The organism is Cupriavidus sp. 05N40 (genome assembly GCF_056397305.1).
This window is the reverse complement of sequence record NZ_JBFTND010000005.1, coordinates 1-15,695: the sequence shown is the minus strand read 5'-3', so window position 1 is coordinate 15,695 and position 15,695 is coordinate 1. Positions and strand designations below refer to the sequence as shown.

Genomic DNA, 15,695 nt, shown 5'->3' with positions numbered 1-15,695 from the left:
GCGTTTGGGCGGGGACTCAGCTGACGATGCCCAGGTGCCAGGGCACGAACTCGTTGTCGCCCAGGCCCAGCGCTTCGCTCTTGGTTGCCTCGCCCGAGGCGGCCCGCAGGATATGCTCGAAGATCCGCTGGCCCATCTCGGCCACGCTCAGCTCGCCGTCCAGCACCAGCCCGCAGTTGATGTCCATGTCGCCTTCCAGGCGCGTGTACATCGGCGTGTTGCTGGCCAGCTTGATGGTGGGCGCTGGCTTGGAGCCGAACATGGAGCCGCGCCCCGTGGTGAAGCAGATCAGGTTGGCGCCGCTGGCGATCTGGCCGGTGGCGGCCACCGGGTCGTAGCCGGGCGAGTCCATGAAGACAAAGCCCGCCTGGTCGATGGGCTCGGCGTATTCGTAGACGGCCTGCAGCGGCGTGGTGCCGCCCTTCATGGCCGAACCCAGCGATTTCTCGAAGATGTTCGCCAGCCCGCCCTGCTGGTTGCCGTGGCCCACCACGCCGTTGAACTGCGCGTTTTGCCCGGCGGTGTAGCGCTCCCACCAGGCCAGGCGGTCGAGCAGCTTCTGGCCCACCTCCGGGGTTACCGCGCGGCGCGTGAGCATGTACTCGACGCCATGGATTTCCGGGGTCTCGGACAAGATGGCGGTGCCGCCGTGGCGCACCAGGATGTCCATCGCCGCGCCCAGCGCCGGATTGGCGCTGATGCCTGAGAAGCCGTCCGAGCCGCCGCACTCCAGGCCGATCTTCAGGTGGCTGGCCGGCACCGGCTGGCGCACCGCGGCGTTGGCTTCGGGCAGCATTTCCTCGATGGCGCGGATGCCCGCCTGGATGGTGGCGAGCGTGCCGCCGACTTCCTGCATGACCATGGTGCGCACGTGGCTGCCGGGCACCAGGCCCTGCGATTCCACCAGCGCCGCCACCTGGTTGCGCTCGCAGCCCAGTCCGACGATCAGCACGCCGGCCAGGTTGGGGTGGCGCGCATAGCCCGCCAGCGTGCGGCGCAGCACGTCGAAGTGTTCGCTGGGCGACGACATGCCGCAGCCGCTGCTCTGCGCGAAGGCCGCCACGCCGTCCACGTTGGGATAGGCCGCCATGCGCTGCGGCGTGAAATGGTCGGCGATATGCCGGATCACCGTGGCCGAGCAGTTCACCGAAGACAGGATGCCGATGAAATTGCGCGTGCCCACGCGGCCGTCGGGCCGCACGAAGCCCATGAAGGTGGCGCGCTCGGCCTCGGGCACGTAATCCACCGGCCGCACGTCCTCGCAGAAGGCCGGGTCGCGGTAGAAGTCCACCAGCGCCAGGTTGTGCGAATGCACGTGGTCGCCGGCCTCGATATCGCGCGCGGCCACGCCGATCACGGTATCGAACTTGCGTATCTGCGTGCCCTTGGCGATCGCGCAGGCGGCGATCTTGTGCCCGGCCGGCACCTGGGCGCGCACGCGCAGTCCCAGCCCGGGCAGGCTCTGGCCAAGCGCGAGCGCATCGCGGGCAATCAGCACGTTGTCGTTCGCGTGCAGGCGGATCAGGCAGCCGGGGGCTGCGGGCGTGGCGGGCGTGGCGGGCGTGGCGGGGGCGGCAGTGTTCACGGGGCGGTCAACCTTGTTGCAGCAGTTCTTTGAGCTTGAGGCGCTGGATCAGGTGGGTCTCCTGTTCGTACACCGTGCTGACGTAGCGCTTGTATTCCGGGCCGTCCAGGTACATCACGGGCGCGTCGATGCGCGCCGCCACCTGCTGGAATTCCTTGCTGGCCACGGCCTGGCGGAACGCATCGCGCAGCGTCTTCTCGATGGCCGGGTCCAGTCCCACCGGCGCGCCGATGCCGTTGGGCGCTTCCACCACCACGTTGTAGCCAAGCTCCTTGAGCGTGGGCGTGTCCTTGAAGCGGGGCGTGCGCTGGGCACCCCAGGTGGCCAGCAGGCGCAGCTTGCCGGCTTCCACGTGCGGCGCCCACGAGCTGGAATCGGCCAGCAGGTCGACCTGCCCGGCCAGCACATCCTGCAGGGCCTGCGCGCCACCCTTGTAGGCGATCGCATTGAAACGGATGCCCGCGGCCTGCGCGAACTCTTCCATGCCCACGTGGGTGGCGCCGCCGATGCCGGCATGCGCGTAGGTGAGCTTGCCGGGGTGCGCCTTGGCCTCGGCCACGACTTCGCCGAGCGACTTGAAGCGCGAACCCGCCGGCACCGCGATGCCGAAGGTCTGGCCGGAGGTGCGCGCCAGGTAGGTCAGCTCGCTGCGCGGGTCCATCTGCAGCATGCCGAGCTGCGAGAAGCGCGTCACCGAGATCGGCACCTGGCCGATGGTGTAGCCGTCCGGCTTCGCGCGCGCCAGTGCCTTGGTGCCGATCATGCCCGAGGCGCCGGCGCGGTTCTCCACCACGATCGACTGCTTGAGCACGACCGAAGCCACCTGGCACAGCGCGCGCATGGACTGGTCGGCCGTGCCGCCCACGGGCCACGGGCAGATGAAGGTGATCGGCCGCTCCGGGTACGCGGCGGCCCGGGCCAGGGCCGGCAGCAGCAGGCCGGCGCCCGAGACCGAGGCAGCGGTGGCAGCGGCGCCGCCGATGAGCAGGCGGCGGCGTCCGGGATTGAAGCCGTGGGGTGCGGTCATGTGTCGTCCTCGCAGGTCGTTATAGGTGTCGTGGGCCGGATGGATCGCGCAGCAACGGTTGCGCATCGGCGAGGCCCGATTGTGGGGGTCCGCTTCATAACAATCCAATCAAAGATCGGAATGGCTTCATAACCTGAAAGTTAAGTAGAATCGGTCCATGCCCCAGATCGACCGCGCCCTGCGCTCCAATATCAAGCTGCGCCACCTGCAACTGGTGGTGGCGCTGGACGAGTTCCGCCACCTCGGTCACACCGCCGACTTCCTCTCGGTGAGCCAGCCGGCGGTGTCCAAGATGCTCACCGAAGTGGAGAAGACGCTCGGCCTCACGCTGTTCACGCGTTCCACGCGCGGCACCGAGCCCACGCCGGCGGGCGCATCGCTGGTGCGCTTTGCCCGCTCGGTGCTGGCGCAATACGAGCGCACGCGCGACGAGATCGCCGCGGAGGCCAGCGGCGCCGCCGGCCGCACGCGCGTGGGATCGATGGGCGCCGCGCTGCCGGTGCTGCTGGCGCAGGCCGTGAGCCTGCTCAAGCAGCGCTCGGCACAGGCCACCGTGCTGGTCGAAGAGGGCGACCTGCCGCACCTGCTGCCCAAGCTGCGCCTGAGCGAGCTGGACCTGATCGTGGGCCGGCTCGAGCCTGGCTACGCGGCGCCCGACCTGCTCACCGAAGCGCTCTACAACGAGCCCATGGTGGCGGTGGTACGCAAGGGTCACGCGCTGGCGCGCAAGCGGCGTCCGGGCTGGCCGGACCTGGCCGGCGTGCCGTGCGTGGTGCCGCCGCCGTGGGCATCGCTGCGCGTCAAGATCGAGCAGGAGTTCTACCGCCATGGGCTGCAGCCGCCCACCGACCTGATCGAATCCTCGTCCTACCTGGCCATCAGCACCTTCGTCGGCCAGGGCGAGGCGGTGGGCTTCCTCGCCCGCTCCGTGGCGCGGCAGCTCGAGCGCGAGGAGCGCGTCCACGTCCTGGCCATGGACCTGTCGCTGGAACTGCCGCCGGTCGGCGTGATCACGCTGCGCGAAGGCCGGCCCACGCCCAGCAGCGTCCAGCTGGTGGCGTGCCTGCGCGCGGCCGCGGCGCAACTTGCCGCCTGATATCGCGGCCTCGATAGTCGCCTGCTTCGCGCCTCGCGCGGGCGAATCCGGCCGGACCCGATCGTTCGCCACCCCCTTGCGCGGCGGGCGGAATTGGCTGGCCGGGCGGTTTCCGGAGATTGCGCCGGCGCCACGGATGAGCGCACGGCGGCGAGACTAAGGCTGGCTCGCGGGCGGCCTGACGAACTTGAGCGTCATGCGGTCCGATTCACCGATGGCCTGGAAGGCCGCGCGGTCGCGATCGCCGCCGCGCAAGGTGGGCGGCAGCGACCACACACCGTCGGGGTGGTCGTGGTCGTCGCGCGGGTTGGCGTTGATCTCGCTGCGGCCGGCCAGGGCGAAGCCCGCCGCGCGCGCGTGGTCGATCACGAAATCCTCGGTGACATAGCCGGTGGCGATCATCTGCTCCAGCGACGTGCCCGGCGGGGCGCGGTGCTCCTCCACGCCCAGCACGCCGCCGGGCTTGAGCACCGCATGGAAGGCGCGCAGGCTCTCGTCCAGGTGGCCATCCTTGATCCAGTTGTGGATATTGCGGAAGGTCAGTACCAGGTCGGCGCTGCCGGCCGGGGCGAAATCGCCGGCACTGCGCAGCGGCAGCGTGCCGACCACCACCTTGTCGTAGCTGGCCGGATCGCGCGCCAGCTTTTGCGCGAAGTTCGCCCTCGATTTCATGCTTTCCTCGCTGGCCGGCCCCACCGCGTAGTGCGCGGCGTACAGCTTGCCGTGTTCGCGCAGCGTGGGCGCCAGGATTTCCGTGTACCAGCCGCCACCCGGTGCGATCTCCACCACCGTCTGGCCTGGCTGCAGGCCAAAAAAGCGCAGCGTCTCGCGCGGATGCCGCCAGGCGTCGCGCGCTTTATTGGCCGCGCTGCGCTGCGGGCCGGCAATGGCCGCGGCCAGCGCGGCATCGCCGCCCGCGGCCCCGACGCTGCGGGCGGCACCGGCCGCCAGGCCGAGCGCGGCGGCGCACGCCAGCAGCACGGCTTTGCGCRCCGGGATGTGCAGTGAAGACATCTGGATCATGGTGTTCCTTGTCTGAGGCAGGGCGCGGCGGCGGCCGCGCGGCGTGCTGAAGTGCATCATCGCACACGATTCCGGACGCGGTGCTGCATCGTGTCAAGCATGCATAAGTGTCTTTTGGATCACCGCAAAGCAGGGCGGGCAGCGCGAAGGCGCGCGAAAAACGCCGGTGCGGACGCCCCGAAACCCGCATAAGACCATGTTATCGGGCATGAATTGGCACGCGGCCTGCGTTTTCTCCTAAAATCCGCTATCTTTCTCACTTTTGAGTCGGCGTGTCTTCCAGCCTTCGGACCGGAGCCGCCTTGTTGAACGCAACCGGCAAGCTTTCGCCCGCCATTGGCACGAGGCCCTTCGACGCCGGCGCTACAAAGCGCTCTCCAGCGCCTTTTTCATGAGCAATCTCAACCAGCAAAGCATCCTCTCCGTCCACCACTGGACCGACRCGCTCTTCAGCTTCACCTGCACCCGCGATCCTGGCTTCCGCTTCGAGAACGGCCAGTTCGCCATGGTGGGCCTGGAGGTCAACGGCCGCCCGCTGCTGCGCGCCTACAGCATCGCCAGCGCCAACTACGAGGAAACGCTGGAATTCTTCAGCATCAAGGTGCCTGACGGCCCGCTGACCTCGCGCCTGCAGCACCTGCGCGARGGCGACCAGATCTTCGTCGGCAAGAAGCCCACCGGCACGCTGCTGGTCGACAACCTGCTGCCTGGCAAGACCCTGTGGCTGCTGGCCACCGGCACCGGCCTGGCCCCGTTCCTGTCGATCATCCGCGACCCGGAAGTGTACGAGCGCTACGACAAGATCGTGCTGACCCACACCTGCCGCTTCGTCGAGGAACTGGCTTACCGCGAACTGATCCAGGAGCACCTGCCGCAGCATGAATACCTGGGCGAACTGGTGCGCGACAAGCTGGTGTATTTCCCCACCGTGACCCGCGAGGAATTCGACAACCAGGGCCGCATCACCGACCTGATCGCCTCGGGCGAACTGTTCGAGCGCCTGGATGTGCCCTCGTTCTCGCTCGAGAACGACCGCATCATGCTGTGCGGCAGCCCCGACATGCTCAAGGATGTGCGCAACATCCTGGTCGAGCAGCACTTCGTCGAAGGCAATATGAACCACCCGGGCCACTTTGTGCTGGAAAAGGCCTTCGTCGGCTGAGCCTGCCGCTCACACCTGATACGACGGGCGACAGGGATGTCGCCCTCGCTTCCCGGCGGGGTTTTTCCCGGCGGCTAGGCCTGCTGGCGGGACATCACCCAGAAGTGCATGCCCAGGGTGGTCAGGAAGACCCCCGCCAGTTGCATCCATCCCGAGTCCGCTCCCAGCGCCAGGCATAGTCCCGCCGCGCCTGCGGCCGCGCCTGCGCGCCCGCGCCAGGCGCCGCGCCGCACGCCATGTCCCGCGCACGCCGGACCACCCGCTTCGTCAGCCGGTACGGGGCCTGCCGCCCCTTGCGCGATCGCGCTCGCTTGTTCCGTCGTTCGTTCCATTGCCTTGCTTCCCCGCTTTGCCGGCAAGGCCGTCATGCCTCGCGCCCGGCAGGCTACCGCGCGCCTGAGCGCCGGCGCAAAGAAGGAAACTGCCCATCGATATGCGCCCACCGGCTTTGGGCGCCCTGGCGTGAACCGCATATTCACTTGCGTTCTTATTCGTTAAGAACCGCGCAGGCGCGGCGTATGTTCACGGCTTGTCCGCGCGGACCGGGCCCATCGCCCATGCCGCCGCATCCCGAACCAGGAACAGGAGTCTTCGATGAGCGTGGAAATCATTGGCATGATCCAGACCCAGAAGCAGTCGGAGATCCATCCGGCCAGCGGGCCGGTGGTGGATCGCGACTATGTGCGAGCCTTCGCGCAGGCGCACGAACAGGCCGGCTTCGACCGCGTGCTGGTGCCACATCACTCCACCGGGCCCTCGGCCACGCTCACCATTTCCTACGCGGCGGCCGTGACCGAGCGCGTGCATTTCATGCTGGCGCACCGGCCCGGCTTTACCGCGCCCACGCTGGCGGCGCGGCAGATCGCCTCGCTCGACCAGTTCAGCGGCGGCCGGCTCGGCGTGCATTTCATCTCCGGCGGCTCGGACTCGGAGCAGCAGCGCGACGGCGATTTCCTCAGCCATGACGAGCGCTACGCGCGCACCGATGAGTACCTCGGCATCCTGCGCCGCATCTGGACCGAGGACAAACCGTTCGATCATGAAGGCAGGTACTACCGCTTCACGCAGGGCTTCTCGGAGGTCAAGCCAGCGCAGCGCCCGCATGTGCCGGTCTTCTTCGGCGGCGCCTCGGACGCCGCCATCGAGGTCGCCGGGCGTCATGCCGATGTCTACGCGCTGTGGGGCGAATCGCTGGACCAGGTGCGCGACATCACCACGCGCGTGCGTGCCCAGGCCGCGCAGAACGGCCGGCAGGTGCGTTTCTCGGTCTCGTTCCGCCCGATCCTGGCGCAGACCGAAGCGCTGGCCTGGGAGCGCGCCGAGCGCATCCTCGCGCAGACGCGCAGCCTGCGCGACGCGGCGGGCCTGGGGCAGGGCGGCCCGCAGCARAGCGAAGGCGCGCGCCGCCTGCTGGCCGCSGCCGRRCAGGGCSMKCGCGTGGACMAGCGCCTSTGGACCGAGATCGCGAAGCTGACCGGCGCACGCTCCAACTCGACCGCGCTGGTCGGCACGCCCGAACAGGTGGCCGATGCGCTGCTGGACTACTACGACCTTGGCGTCACCACCTTCCTGATCCGCGGCTTCGATCCGCTGGAAGACGCGGTGGACTACGGCCGCGAGCTGATCCCGCGCGTGCGCGAACTGGTGGCGCAGCGCGAGGCGGCAACCGGCGCCGGGCGCCGCGCGGCGTGACGACGACAGGCATATGACGAACCGCAACATGACGGCATCCAGAAGACAATTCCTGCGCCTGGGCGCGGCGGCGGGCGTGGCAGTGGCAAGCGGCACGCTGCCGCTGGCCGCGGCGGCGCAGGCGCGTCCCGTGCTCAAGGCCGGCGACCAGAAGGGCGGCCTGCGCGCCTTGCTGGAGAGCGCGGGCGAACTGAAGAACCTGTCCTACGACATCCAGTGGACGGAGTTTCCCGCCGCCGCGCCACTGGCCGAAGCGCTCAACGCCGGCGCGGTGGATTGCGGCCCCATCGGCGACGCGCCGGTCATCTTCGCGCTGGCCGCGGGCACGCCCATCAAGATCATCGGCGCCAACCGCTCGGACCCGTTCGGCACCGCCGTCCTGGTGCGCGCGGATTCGCCCCTGAAGACCGCGGCGGACCTGCGCGGCAAGAACATCGGCACCAACCGCGGCTCCATCGGCCACTTCGTCACGCTCAAGGCGCTCGCATCGGCGGGGCTCAAGCCGGAGGACGCCAACCTGCGCTTCCTGCCGCCGGCGGACGCCAAGCTGGCGCTGGTCAACGGCTCGATCGATGCCTGGGCCACGTGGGAGCCTTACACCGCGCTGGCCGAGACCAGCGGGCACGCGCGCGTGCTGGTCAACGGCCGCGGCCTGTGGTCGGGCCTGAGCTACCTGGCCGCCACCGACAGCGCGCTGGCTGCCAGGCGCGAAGTGCTGCGCGACTTCCTGCAGCGCGCGGCGCGCGCGCAGGCGTGGTCCTACCAGCATGTGGATGGCTTCTCCGCGGCGCTGGCGCGCATCATCGGCATCCCGCCCGAAGCGGCACGGCTGCAGTTCGAGCGGCGCCGCACGCAGTGGCGCAATATCGATGCCACGCTGATCGCGGAGCAGCAGCGCACGGCGGATTTCTACCTGAAGGCGGGTTTGCTCCGGCAGCGGCTGGATGTGCGCACCACCTTCGATACGGGCTTCCCGCTGGCCGCCCAGGCGGCGGCGTAGCCAGCCGCCGGCCCGGCGCTCAGAGCGGCAGGACGGGTTCGGGCGCCAGCGCGCACACCACCCGGTTGCGGCCACTGCGCTTGGCTTCGTAGAGTGCTTCGTCGGCGCGCCCGTAGGCGTGCTCGAAGCTGGTGCCGCGCGGGTTCCAGCTCACGCCGAAGCTCGCCGTCACCTGCAGCCCGGGCGCCTCGGCAAAGACACAGGCCGCAATGCGCAGGCGGATGCGGTCGGCCAGTTCCATCGCGGCGGCGAGCGAGCGCGCCGGCAGCAAGGCCGCGAACTCCTCGCCGCCCATGCGCCCGACGGTGCCCGCATCCAGTACGGCCTGCGCCAGGCAGTCGGTGATGCCGCGGATCACCGCGTCGCCCACCGGGTGGCCGAGTGTGTCGTTGACCCGCTTGAAGTGGTCGATGTCCAGCACGATCAGCGCCATGCTGCCGCCGGCCAGGACCATGCCGGCCTGCTCGATCACCGCGCCGCGGTTGAGCGCGCCGGTGAGGGTGTCGCGCGTGGCGCGGAACGCAAGCTCGCGCGCCAGCTCCTGCAGGCGCTGGTTGAGCCGGTTCATTTCCAGTTCCTCGCGGTCGCTGCGCCGGATCAGGCGCCGCGTCTCGCGCATCAGCCGCTCGTAGTGGCCAATCAGCTCGCCAAGCGTGCGGCGGTACGCCTCGGCGCTGGCGCGCGGGTCGCCGAAGACCGCGCGCGCCCCGGCCAGGGCGCTGTTCTCCGACTCGAAAAGATCAGGCTCGGACATCGGCGGATCGGCGCGTATCAGCCTGCGGTGGTGGCGTGGTCGATGAACTCGATGGCAGGGAAATCGGCGTGCAGCTCCTGCCCGAACTCCAGGATGGTGTCGTCGTCGACGTCGTGGTACCAGTTCACGATCACGTGGTTGCCCTTGTCGGCGGCGTCGTTCATGGCGTCGAACATGCTGAACAGCACCTTGGTGCTGGAGCTGTTGAAGTAGGTCAGCGCCACATGCGCGGTGACCTCGGTGTCCTCGCAGGCGGCCAGGTACTTGCGCAGGCGCACGATCACATCGCCGTAGAACACGGCGGCGTTCTCGGGATAGGACTCGCCCTTGAGCGACAGCGTATGCCGCGCGAAGTCGAGATTCACCTCGGGCGAGGAGGGGGTTGCGGCGATGAACAGGTTTTCCATGACGTTCTTTTCTCGTCCTGCTCAGATCGTGGCGACCAGGTGGAACATGGTCGAAGCCGGATCGGCGTCGATCGGCTGGAAGTTGTACTCCAGGGGCGCGCTGGCGTCGCGCGCCACGGTCAGGAAGCCCAGGCCGGCGCCCTTGCTTCCCTCGGGTGCCTCGGCCCGCATGGTCTCCTTGTAGGCCTGCTTGATCTGGTCCAGCGTCATCGTGCGCAGCGGCTCCAGCGCGGCGCGCAGCTGTGCCACGCGCGAGATCGCCACGGGGTTGGAGCACATCAGGCGGTAGCGCTCGTCGATCATGCTGATGCACACCGAGCCGTGGCGCAGCTGGTTGGTGTCCTGCGTGGGTGGCGTCAGCGCGTCAGACGAGTAATGGACGATGTTCTGCGCCATCTCCACGAACGACGAGAACAGCTTGCGCCGCGTGCCGTTGTCCACGCCGCTGACCGCCAGCTGAAGCCGCACCGCGTCCGACATGGCAGCGATGATGTTCTGGGAGAAATAGCCCACGTAGTAGAAGATCACGTTGCGTTCCCGGGCCATTTCGAAGAAGGCCCCGTATTCATGGTCAATCGAAGTACCGCTCATCGGCGTTGTCATCGACGTTGTCATCGGCGTTGTTGTCAGGCCCCGCCACGCATTCCCGGCTATTGAACGCGGAAGCAGAAGAAGGTGAGGTCGTCGCGGCGGCTCTGCTGGCCTTGCCAGGCGCCGTACTGCGCCAGCACGGCCTGGTTGATGCGCGCGGCCGGCTCGAGCCGGGCGGCCCGCACCGCCTCGCGGATACGGCGCTTGCCGAAGGCGATCTCCTTGGGCCCGCCGATCTGGTCGACCAGCCCGTCGGTGGTCACGAACACCAGGCTGCCCGGCGCGGTCTGCACGGTGCGGTTGCGCCATGCGAAATCCATGCCGGTGTCGACATAGCCCGCGCCCATGCGCTCGCCGTCCACCATCTCGCCGTCGTCGTCGCCCGCATGCAGCACGAACAGGGAGCTCTTCGCCCCCGCGAAGGACAGCCGCCGGCTGGCGTTGTCGAACCAGAAGAAGGCCGCGTCCAGGCCGTCATTGGATTCAGGCGTATCGCCGTTGCATTCCACCTGGCCGAGCATCTGCTTGATGCCGCGGTTGACCGCCATCAGCAGCGCGCCGGGGTCGCGCGGGCCGCGCTGCTCGATCGCCTGCGTCAGGATGGACGAGGCGATCAGCGTCATGAAGGCGCCCGGCACGCCGTGCCCGGTGCAATCCGCCAGGGCCGCGAACCAGCCGTCCTCGAATGCCGCGAAGTGATAGAAATCCCCGCCCACCACGTCGCGCGGCTCCCACACCAGCCCGGCATCGCCGAGCGTGCGGGCCATGGCCTCGCGCGAGGGCCGCAGCATCGAGCGCTGGATGATGCTGGCGTAGTCGATGCTGTGCATGATCTGGCGGTTCTTCTCCGCCTGCATGTCGGCCACCACCCGCATCAGCTGCAGGCCACGCCCGAGGCCGAGGAAATGGCCGTCGCGCGCGATGATGAAGCCGTCCGCGAGCGCCTTTTCACCGTATTCCACCGCCTTGAAGGTGAGCGCCTCGATGCTCATGGCSGCGTCCACSACSAGCGGCTCCTTGTCCATGAASGCGATGCAGCTCTTGCGGTTGTASAGTTCCYGGTGRTASGGCTTGCTCATCTGCGACAKGAAGATCGMSCGGTTGATCAGSCCGATCGGCCTGTCATCCTCGGTCACCGGCAGGCTGTCCAGGTCGCGGTGCTTGCCGAAGACATCCAGGACGTCCTGGTTGGTCTGCTCCGTGGTCACGGATGGCGTGGCGGCGCACAGATCCTCCGCGCAAGGCTGCCGGAAGCGGGCACGCCCTGCACGGGTTTCAACCCCACTGGAACCGGCCGGAACGTCAGACATCGCCAGGGAATCCGGATGATTTGGAAACCGCCGATTCTAGGAGTGGCGTATGTCGGCTTTGTGACGGTTTGAAGAAAAGAGGGGATTTACGGGGGTATTTCAAGAAGGACCGCTCCGGCCGCCGACACGCGCCGGCACGCGCCGGCCCGCTGCGACGGGCTCGCGCGGCGGAGTGGCGGGCGCGCCTTCAGAGGCCGAGCTGCCGCGCGGCCAGGTCCTTCATGATCTCCTCGGCGCCGCCGCCGATCATCATCACCTTGACCTCGCGATACAGGCGCTCCACCCGGCTGCCGCGCATATAGCCCATGCCGCCGAGCAACTGGACTGCGCGGTCGGCGCAGAACTGGAAGGTCTGCGTGGCGAGGTTCTTCGCCATGGCGATCTGCGCCACCGGCGCCGCGCCGTCGTCGAGCCGGCTGGCCAGGTCGTCCAGCATGGCGCGCGTCGATTCGATACGGGTGGCCATATCGATGAACTGGTGCCGCACCACCTGGTGTTCCACCAGCCGTTTGCCGAACGTCTGCCGCTCGCGCGCCCACGCCAGCGCGTCGTGGAAGCAGACCTGCGCGTAGCCGCAAGCCGCCGCCGCGAGCGCCAGGCGCTCATGATTGAAGTTCTTCATGATCGCGGCAAAGCCCTTGCCTTCCTCGCCGATCAGGTTCTCCGCCGGCACCCGGCAGTCTTCGAAGAACAGCTGCGCGGTGTCGGAAGCCCACCAGCCCATCTTCTTGAGCGGCGTGCGCGTGAAGCCCGGGGTATCGCGCTCGATCAGCAGCAGCGAAACACCCCTGGCATCCGGGCCGCCGGTGCGCACCGCCACGGTGAAATAGTCGGCCCGCATGCCCGAGGTGATGTACAGCTTGGTGCCGTTCACCACGTAGTGATCCCCGTCGCGCCTTGCGGTGGTGGCCAGGTGCGCGACGTCGGAGYCCGCCGCGGGTTCGCTGATGGCGAGCGCGGAGATCTTCTCGCCCGCGAGGATCTGCGGCAGGACCCTGGCCTTGAGCGCTTCGCTGCCGGCCGCGGCGATCGGCGGCGCGCCGATCGTGTGCGAGAACAGCCCCGACGCGATGCCGCCGGAGCCGCCCCAGGCGCGCTCCTCGAACAGGATCATGCGATAGAACGCGTCGCAGGGCGCGCCGCCATAGGCCTCGGGAAAGCCGGGTTGCAGCAGGCCCGCCTCGGCGGCCTTGCGGTAGAGCTCGCGCGGAAAGCTCTCGGCCTCGTCCCAGGCCTCGGCATTGGGCGCGACTTCCTTGTCGAAGAAGCGCCGCACGGAGGCGCGGAAGGCCTCGTGCTCGGCGGTGTAGTAACGGGGGTTCGGCGGCTGCAGGATCATATCGTGGCTGGGCATCTCATTGTGCGGACGGGTCCAGGCATTGCGGTGCCTGGTAGAGCGGAAAGCCGTCGAACGGCACCGAGCGCCGGTGCTCGGGCAGCGGCCAGGTGTGCTTGGCATTGGGCACGCCGCCATCCACGCGCAGCGTCGATCCCGTGATGAAGGCCGCCGCCGGCGAGAGCAGGAATACCACGGCGGCCGAGACCTCCGCCTCGGTGCCCAGGCGCTGCAGGGGGACCTTGCGCCCGAGTTGCCGGATTTTCTGCTGGAACGCCTCGGGGTAGGTATCGAAGCCGGAAGAGGCGATCCAGCCGGGCGCCACCGCATTGACGCGCACCCCCGACGCCGCCCATTCGCACGCGGCCGTCTCGGTGAACGACAACATGCCGGCGCGCGCCGCGCCGGAGTGCCCGAGGCCCGGCATGCCGTTCCACATGTCGGCGATGATGTTGACGATGGCGCCGCCGTTGGCCTCCATCCATTGCGTGAAGCATTCGCGCGCGACCAGGAAGCCGCCTGTCAGGTTGTTGCGCACCACGGCTTCCCAGCCCTTGAGGCTGATATCGCGCAGGGCCGACGGATACTGGCCCCCGGCATTGTTGAAGAGGCCGTCGATGCGGCCATGTGCCGCCAGCGCCGCGGCCACGGTGTCGCGCACCTGGGCTTCATCGCGGATGTCGCAGGCGTGCACGCTGACCCGGCCGGTAGCATCCGGCTGCGCGGCGACGATCTCCGCGCGCACCTGCTCCAGCTTCTCGAGCTTGCGCCCGGCCAGCGCCAGCCGGCAGCCGAGACTGGCCAGTTCGTGCGCCGTGCAGCGGCCGATGCCGCTGCCGCCACCGGTGATCAGCACCGTCTGCCCGGCGAACAGGTCCCGGTGGAATACGGATCGGTATTGCATGCCTTGTCCTTTCGGTTGGATTCGCGATGGATGTCGTTCAGCCGGCGCTCAGTCCCAGCCGCTTGACCAGCTTGCCCTGGCTCTCGAAGCGCTGGCGCGCGAACGCCGTGTAGTCGGCGCTGTCGAGGTACGCCATTTCCTGGTCGAGCCGGTCGAGCAGCCTGGCCGTGGACGGCTCGTAGAGCGCGCTTTTGAAGGCGTCGTGCAGCACGCGCACCACCTGCGGGTCCATGTCGCGCGGGCCGGCGATGCCGAACGGGCCGGTCGAGACGATATCGATGCCGAGGTCGCGCAGCGTGGGCACGGCGGGCCAGTGGCGCGAACGCCGGGCCGTCCACAGCACCAGCCAGCGCGCCTTGCCGGCATCGACGTAGCTGCCGATGGTGCCCGCGGTGATGCCCAGGTCGATGTGCCCGCCGAGCGTCGCCGTGATGATCTCCGCCTCGCCCTTGTAGGGCACGTGGTTGAGCTGGATGCCCGCCTTCTGGCAGATCTCCTCCATCGTCACGTGCATGGTGCCGCCCGTGCCGGTGGTGCCGTAGCTGATCTTGCCGGGGCGCCGCCTGGCGTCCTCGACCAGGTCCTGCCAGGTCTTCCAGGGCGTTTCGCTGCGCGTGGCCACGCCGAGCGGATAGCCGCTGAGATGGATGATGTAGGTGAAGTCCTGGAGCGGGTCGAACTGCGTCTTCTGCAGGTGCGGCAGGCGGAAGACCGGCTCCGGCATCACGGTGAGCGTATAGCCGTCGGGGCGGGCGCGCGCCACCAGGTTCGCGCCGAGCAGCCCGGACGCGCCCGGGCGGTTTTCGACGATCACGGGCTTGCCCAGGGTCTTGCCCGCGCTTTCCGCCAGGGCGCGGATGACGGTGTCGGTGGCGCCGCCCGCGCCGAAGGGCACGGTGAGCGTGACCGGCTGGGCCGGGAATGCGGCCGCTGCCGCGTGCCGCGAGAGCGCCGGCAGGGCAGTGCCGAGCGCCAGCGTCAACATGGTCTGGCGGCGTTTGCGATCGAAGGCTGCTGGTTTCATCGGTGTCTCCGTCTTGATTTTGTGGTTCCGATCAGCGAGGTACTGCGCGCGGTTTCAGTCGTGGTGCTCCTGGAGAACGAGTGCGTCGAGCGCCACCGCGCCGTGGCCCGCCGCCTTGACCAGCAGCGGGTTGATCTCCAGCTCCGAGAGCGTGTCGCCCAGCGCGAGGGCGGCATCGGAAACCGCGGCGATCGCGCGCGCCGCCGCCTCGACGTCGGCGGGTGGGCGGTTGCGGTAGCCGGTCATGAGCCGATAGCCGCGCAGCTCGGCGAGCATCGCGTGCGCGATCTCCTGGTCCACCGGCAGCAGGCGGTGCGACACATCCTGGAACACCTCCGTGAAGATGCCACCCAGGCCGACCGTCATCGCAAGCCCGAACACGGGGTCGCGCGTGACGCCGACGATCAGCTCGCACTCGCCGGCTTCCATCTTCTGCACCAGCACGCCGCGCAGCTCCGCCGCGGGCGCGGCCCGGCTCGCGGCCGCCGCAATCTCCCCGGCAGCCGCGCGGACCGATGCGGCGTCCGCGAGGTGCAGGCGCACGCCGCCCACCTCGGTCTTGTGCGGGATATCGGGGCTCAGGATCTTGACCACCACCGGGTAGCCAAGCGCCTCCGCGGCGTCCGCGGCCGCCGCGGGCGTGGTGGCCGCGCGCACGTCGCCGACCGGCACGCCATGGGCGCCGAGGTATTGTTTCGCCTCGTACTCGTCCATGCGCGCGCACGACGGCGCGGGCGCCGGCAGCGTGCGCGCCTGGCCGCGCGCGGCACGCAGCGCGCCCCAG

The 15,695-nt window shown here is 69.0% G+C and carries 16 protein-coding genes; 4 read left to right on the top strand and 12 right to left on the bottom strand.

What is annotated here, in order from left to right; genetic code table 11:
- Positions 1-16 precede the first annotated feature (16 nt).
- Positions 17-1,585, bottom strand: coding sequence for a UxaA family hydrolase (locus tag AC1DO7_RS02300; protein WP_441649855.1), 1,569 nt, complete (start codon positions 1,583-1,585; stop codon positions 17-19).
- A 7-nt stretch (positions 1,586-1,592) separates the two neighbouring features.
- Positions 1,593-2,612: a tripartite tricarboxylate transporter substrate binding protein gene (locus AC1DO7_RS02295; protein WP_441620497.1), complete on the bottom strand. Its 1,020-nt coding sequence runs from the start codon at positions 2,610-2,612 to the stop codon at positions 1,593-1,595.
- A gap of 157 nt (positions 2,613-2,769) precedes the next feature.
- Here AC1DO7_RS02295 and AC1DO7_RS02290 point away from each other — a divergent pair, with 157 nt between their 5' ends.
- Positions 2,770-3,708, top strand: a complete 939-nt coding sequence (locus tag AC1DO7_RS02290) for a LysR substrate-binding domain-containing protein (RefSeq protein ID WP_441620495.1) — start codon at positions 2,770-2,772, stop codon at positions 3,706-3,708.
- A gap of 156 nt (positions 3,709-3,864) precedes the next feature.
- Here the strand turns inward: AC1DO7_RS02290 and AC1DO7_RS02285 are convergent, their stop codons facing one another.
- Complete coding sequence (locus tag AC1DO7_RS02285; protein WP_477115748.1) at positions 3,865-4,731, bottom strand: class I SAM-dependent methyltransferase; 867 nt, start codon at positions 4,729-4,731, stop codon at positions 3,865-3,867.
- A 391-nt stretch (positions 4,732-5,122) separates the two neighbouring features.
- On the opposite strand from AC1DO7_RS02285, the gene AC1DO7_RS02280 reads away from it, so the two are divergent.
- Positions 5,123-5,893 carry a ferredoxin--NADP reductase gene (locus AC1DO7_RS02280; RefSeq protein WP_477115747.1) on the top strand — a complete coding sequence of 257 codons (771 nt, stop codon included), beginning with the start codon at positions 5,123-5,125 and terminating at the stop codon, positions 5,891-5,893.
- A 74-nt stretch (positions 5,894-5,967) separates the two neighbouring features.
- Here the strand turns inward: AC1DO7_RS02280 and AC1DO7_RS02275 are convergent, their stop codons facing one another.
- Entirely contained in the window at positions 5,968-6,225 is a 258-nt protein-coding gene (locus AC1DO7_RS02275) for a hypothetical protein (protein WP_441624348.1), read from the bottom strand.
- A gap of 262 nt (positions 6,226-6,487) precedes the next feature.
- Here AC1DO7_RS02275 and AC1DO7_RS02270 point away from each other — a divergent pair, with 262 nt between their 5' ends.
- On the top strand, positions 6,488-7,585 hold the full coding sequence (locus AC1DO7_RS02270; RefSeq protein ID WP_477115746.1) for an LLM class flavin-dependent oxidoreductase: 1,098 nt from the start codon (positions 6,488-6,490) through the stop codon (positions 7,583-7,585).
- Positions 7,586-7,613: 28 nt separating this feature from the next.
- Complete coding sequence (locus tag AC1DO7_RS02265) at positions 7,614-8,585, top strand: ABC transporter substrate-binding protein (RefSeq protein WP_441624352.1); 972 nt, start codon at positions 7,614-7,616, stop codon at positions 8,583-8,585.
- A 19-nt stretch (positions 8,586-8,604) separates the two neighbouring features.
- On the opposite strand, the gene AC1DO7_RS02260 is transcribed toward AC1DO7_RS02265, so the two are convergent.
- The 8 genes from AC1DO7_RS02260 to AC1DO7_RS02225 all read right to left on the bottom strand — a co-directional run.
- Complete coding sequence (locus tag AC1DO7_RS02260) at positions 8,605-9,339, bottom strand: GGDEF domain-containing protein (protein ID WP_441624344.1); 735 nt, start codon at positions 9,337-9,339, stop codon at positions 8,605-8,607.
- A 17-nt stretch (positions 9,340-9,356) separates the two neighbouring features.
- Positions 9,357-9,746: a DUF1987 domain-containing protein gene (locus AC1DO7_RS02255; protein ID WP_441624342.1), complete on the bottom strand. Its 390-nt coding sequence runs from the start codon at positions 9,744-9,746 to the stop codon at positions 9,357-9,359.
- 21 nt (positions 9,747-9,767) lie between these two features.
- Positions 9,768-10,337 (bottom strand): SiaB family protein kinase, encoded by a 570-nt coding sequence (locus AC1DO7_RS02250; RefSeq protein WP_441624340.1) that lies wholly within the window; start codon positions 10,335-10,337, stop codon positions 9,768-9,770.
- A 59-nt stretch (positions 10,338-10,396) separates the two neighbouring features.
- The gene (locus AC1DO7_RS02245; protein ID WP_477115745.1) at positions 10,397-11,647 is read right to left on the bottom strand and encodes a SpoIIE family protein phosphatase; all 1,251 of its coding nucleotides are present in this window, start codon (positions 11,645-11,647) and stop codon (positions 10,397-10,399) included.
- Positions 11,648-11,834: 187 nt separating this feature from the next.
- Positions 11,835-13,001, bottom strand: a complete 1,167-nt coding sequence (locus AC1DO7_RS02240) for an acyl-CoA dehydrogenase family protein (protein ID WP_477115744.1) — start codon at positions 12,999-13,001, stop codon at positions 11,835-11,837.
- Between the two features lies 1 nt (position 13,002).
- A complete protein-coding gene (locus tag AC1DO7_RS02235; RefSeq protein WP_441643362.1) occupies positions 13,003-13,887 on the bottom strand; it encodes an SDR family oxidoreductase in 885 nt (294 codons plus the stop codon).
- 37 nt (positions 13,888-13,924) lie between these two features.
- Positions 13,925-14,911: a tripartite tricarboxylate transporter substrate binding protein gene (locus tag AC1DO7_RS02230; RefSeq protein WP_441624333.1), complete on the bottom strand. Its 987-nt coding sequence runs from the start codon at positions 14,909-14,911 to the stop codon at positions 13,925-13,927.
- 54 nt (positions 14,912-14,965) lie between these two features.
- Positions 14,966-15,695 (bottom strand): acetate--CoA ligase family protein (locus AC1DO7_RS02225; RefSeq protein WP_441624331.1); only part of this gene is annotated, 730 nt, incomplete at its 5' end.

Excerpts from the sequence above, each read along its gene's own strand:
- AC1DO7_RS02295 (WP_441620497.1), bottom strand. The coding sequence starts at position 2,612 with ATGACCGCACCCCACGGCTTCAATCCCGGACGCCGCCGCCTGCTCATC.
- AC1DO7_RS02290 (WP_441620495.1), top strand. The coding sequence starts at position 2,770 with ATGCCCCAGATCGACCGCGCCCTGCGCTCCAATATCAAGCTGCGCCAC.
- AC1DO7_RS02275 (WP_441624348.1), bottom strand. The coding sequence starts at position 6,225 with ATGGAACGAACGACGGAACAAGCGAGCGCGATCGCGCAAGGGGCGGCA.
- AC1DO7_RS02265 (WP_441624352.1), top strand. The coding sequence starts at position 7,614 with ATGACGGCATCCAGAAGACAATTCCTGCGCCTGGGCGCGGCGGCGGGC.
- AC1DO7_RS02260 (WP_441624344.1), bottom strand. The coding sequence starts at position 9,339 with ATGTCCGAGCCTGATCTTTTCGAGTCGGAGAACAGCGCCCTGGCCGGG.
- AC1DO7_RS02255 (WP_441624342.1), bottom strand. The coding sequence starts at position 9,746 with ATGGAAAACCTGTTCATCGCCGCAACCCCCTCCTCGCCCGAGGTGAAT.
- AC1DO7_RS02250 (WP_441624340.1), bottom strand. The coding sequence starts at position 10,337 with ATGAGCGGTACTTCGATTGACCATGAATACGGGGCCTTCTTCGAAATG.
- AC1DO7_RS02235 (WP_441643362.1), bottom strand. The coding sequence starts at position 13,887 with ATGCAATACCGATCCGTATTCCACCGGGACCTGTTCGCCGGGCAGACG.
- AC1DO7_RS02230 (WP_441624333.1), bottom strand. The coding sequence starts at position 14,911 with ATGAAACCAGCAGCCTTCGATCGCAAACGCCGCCAGACCATGTTGACG.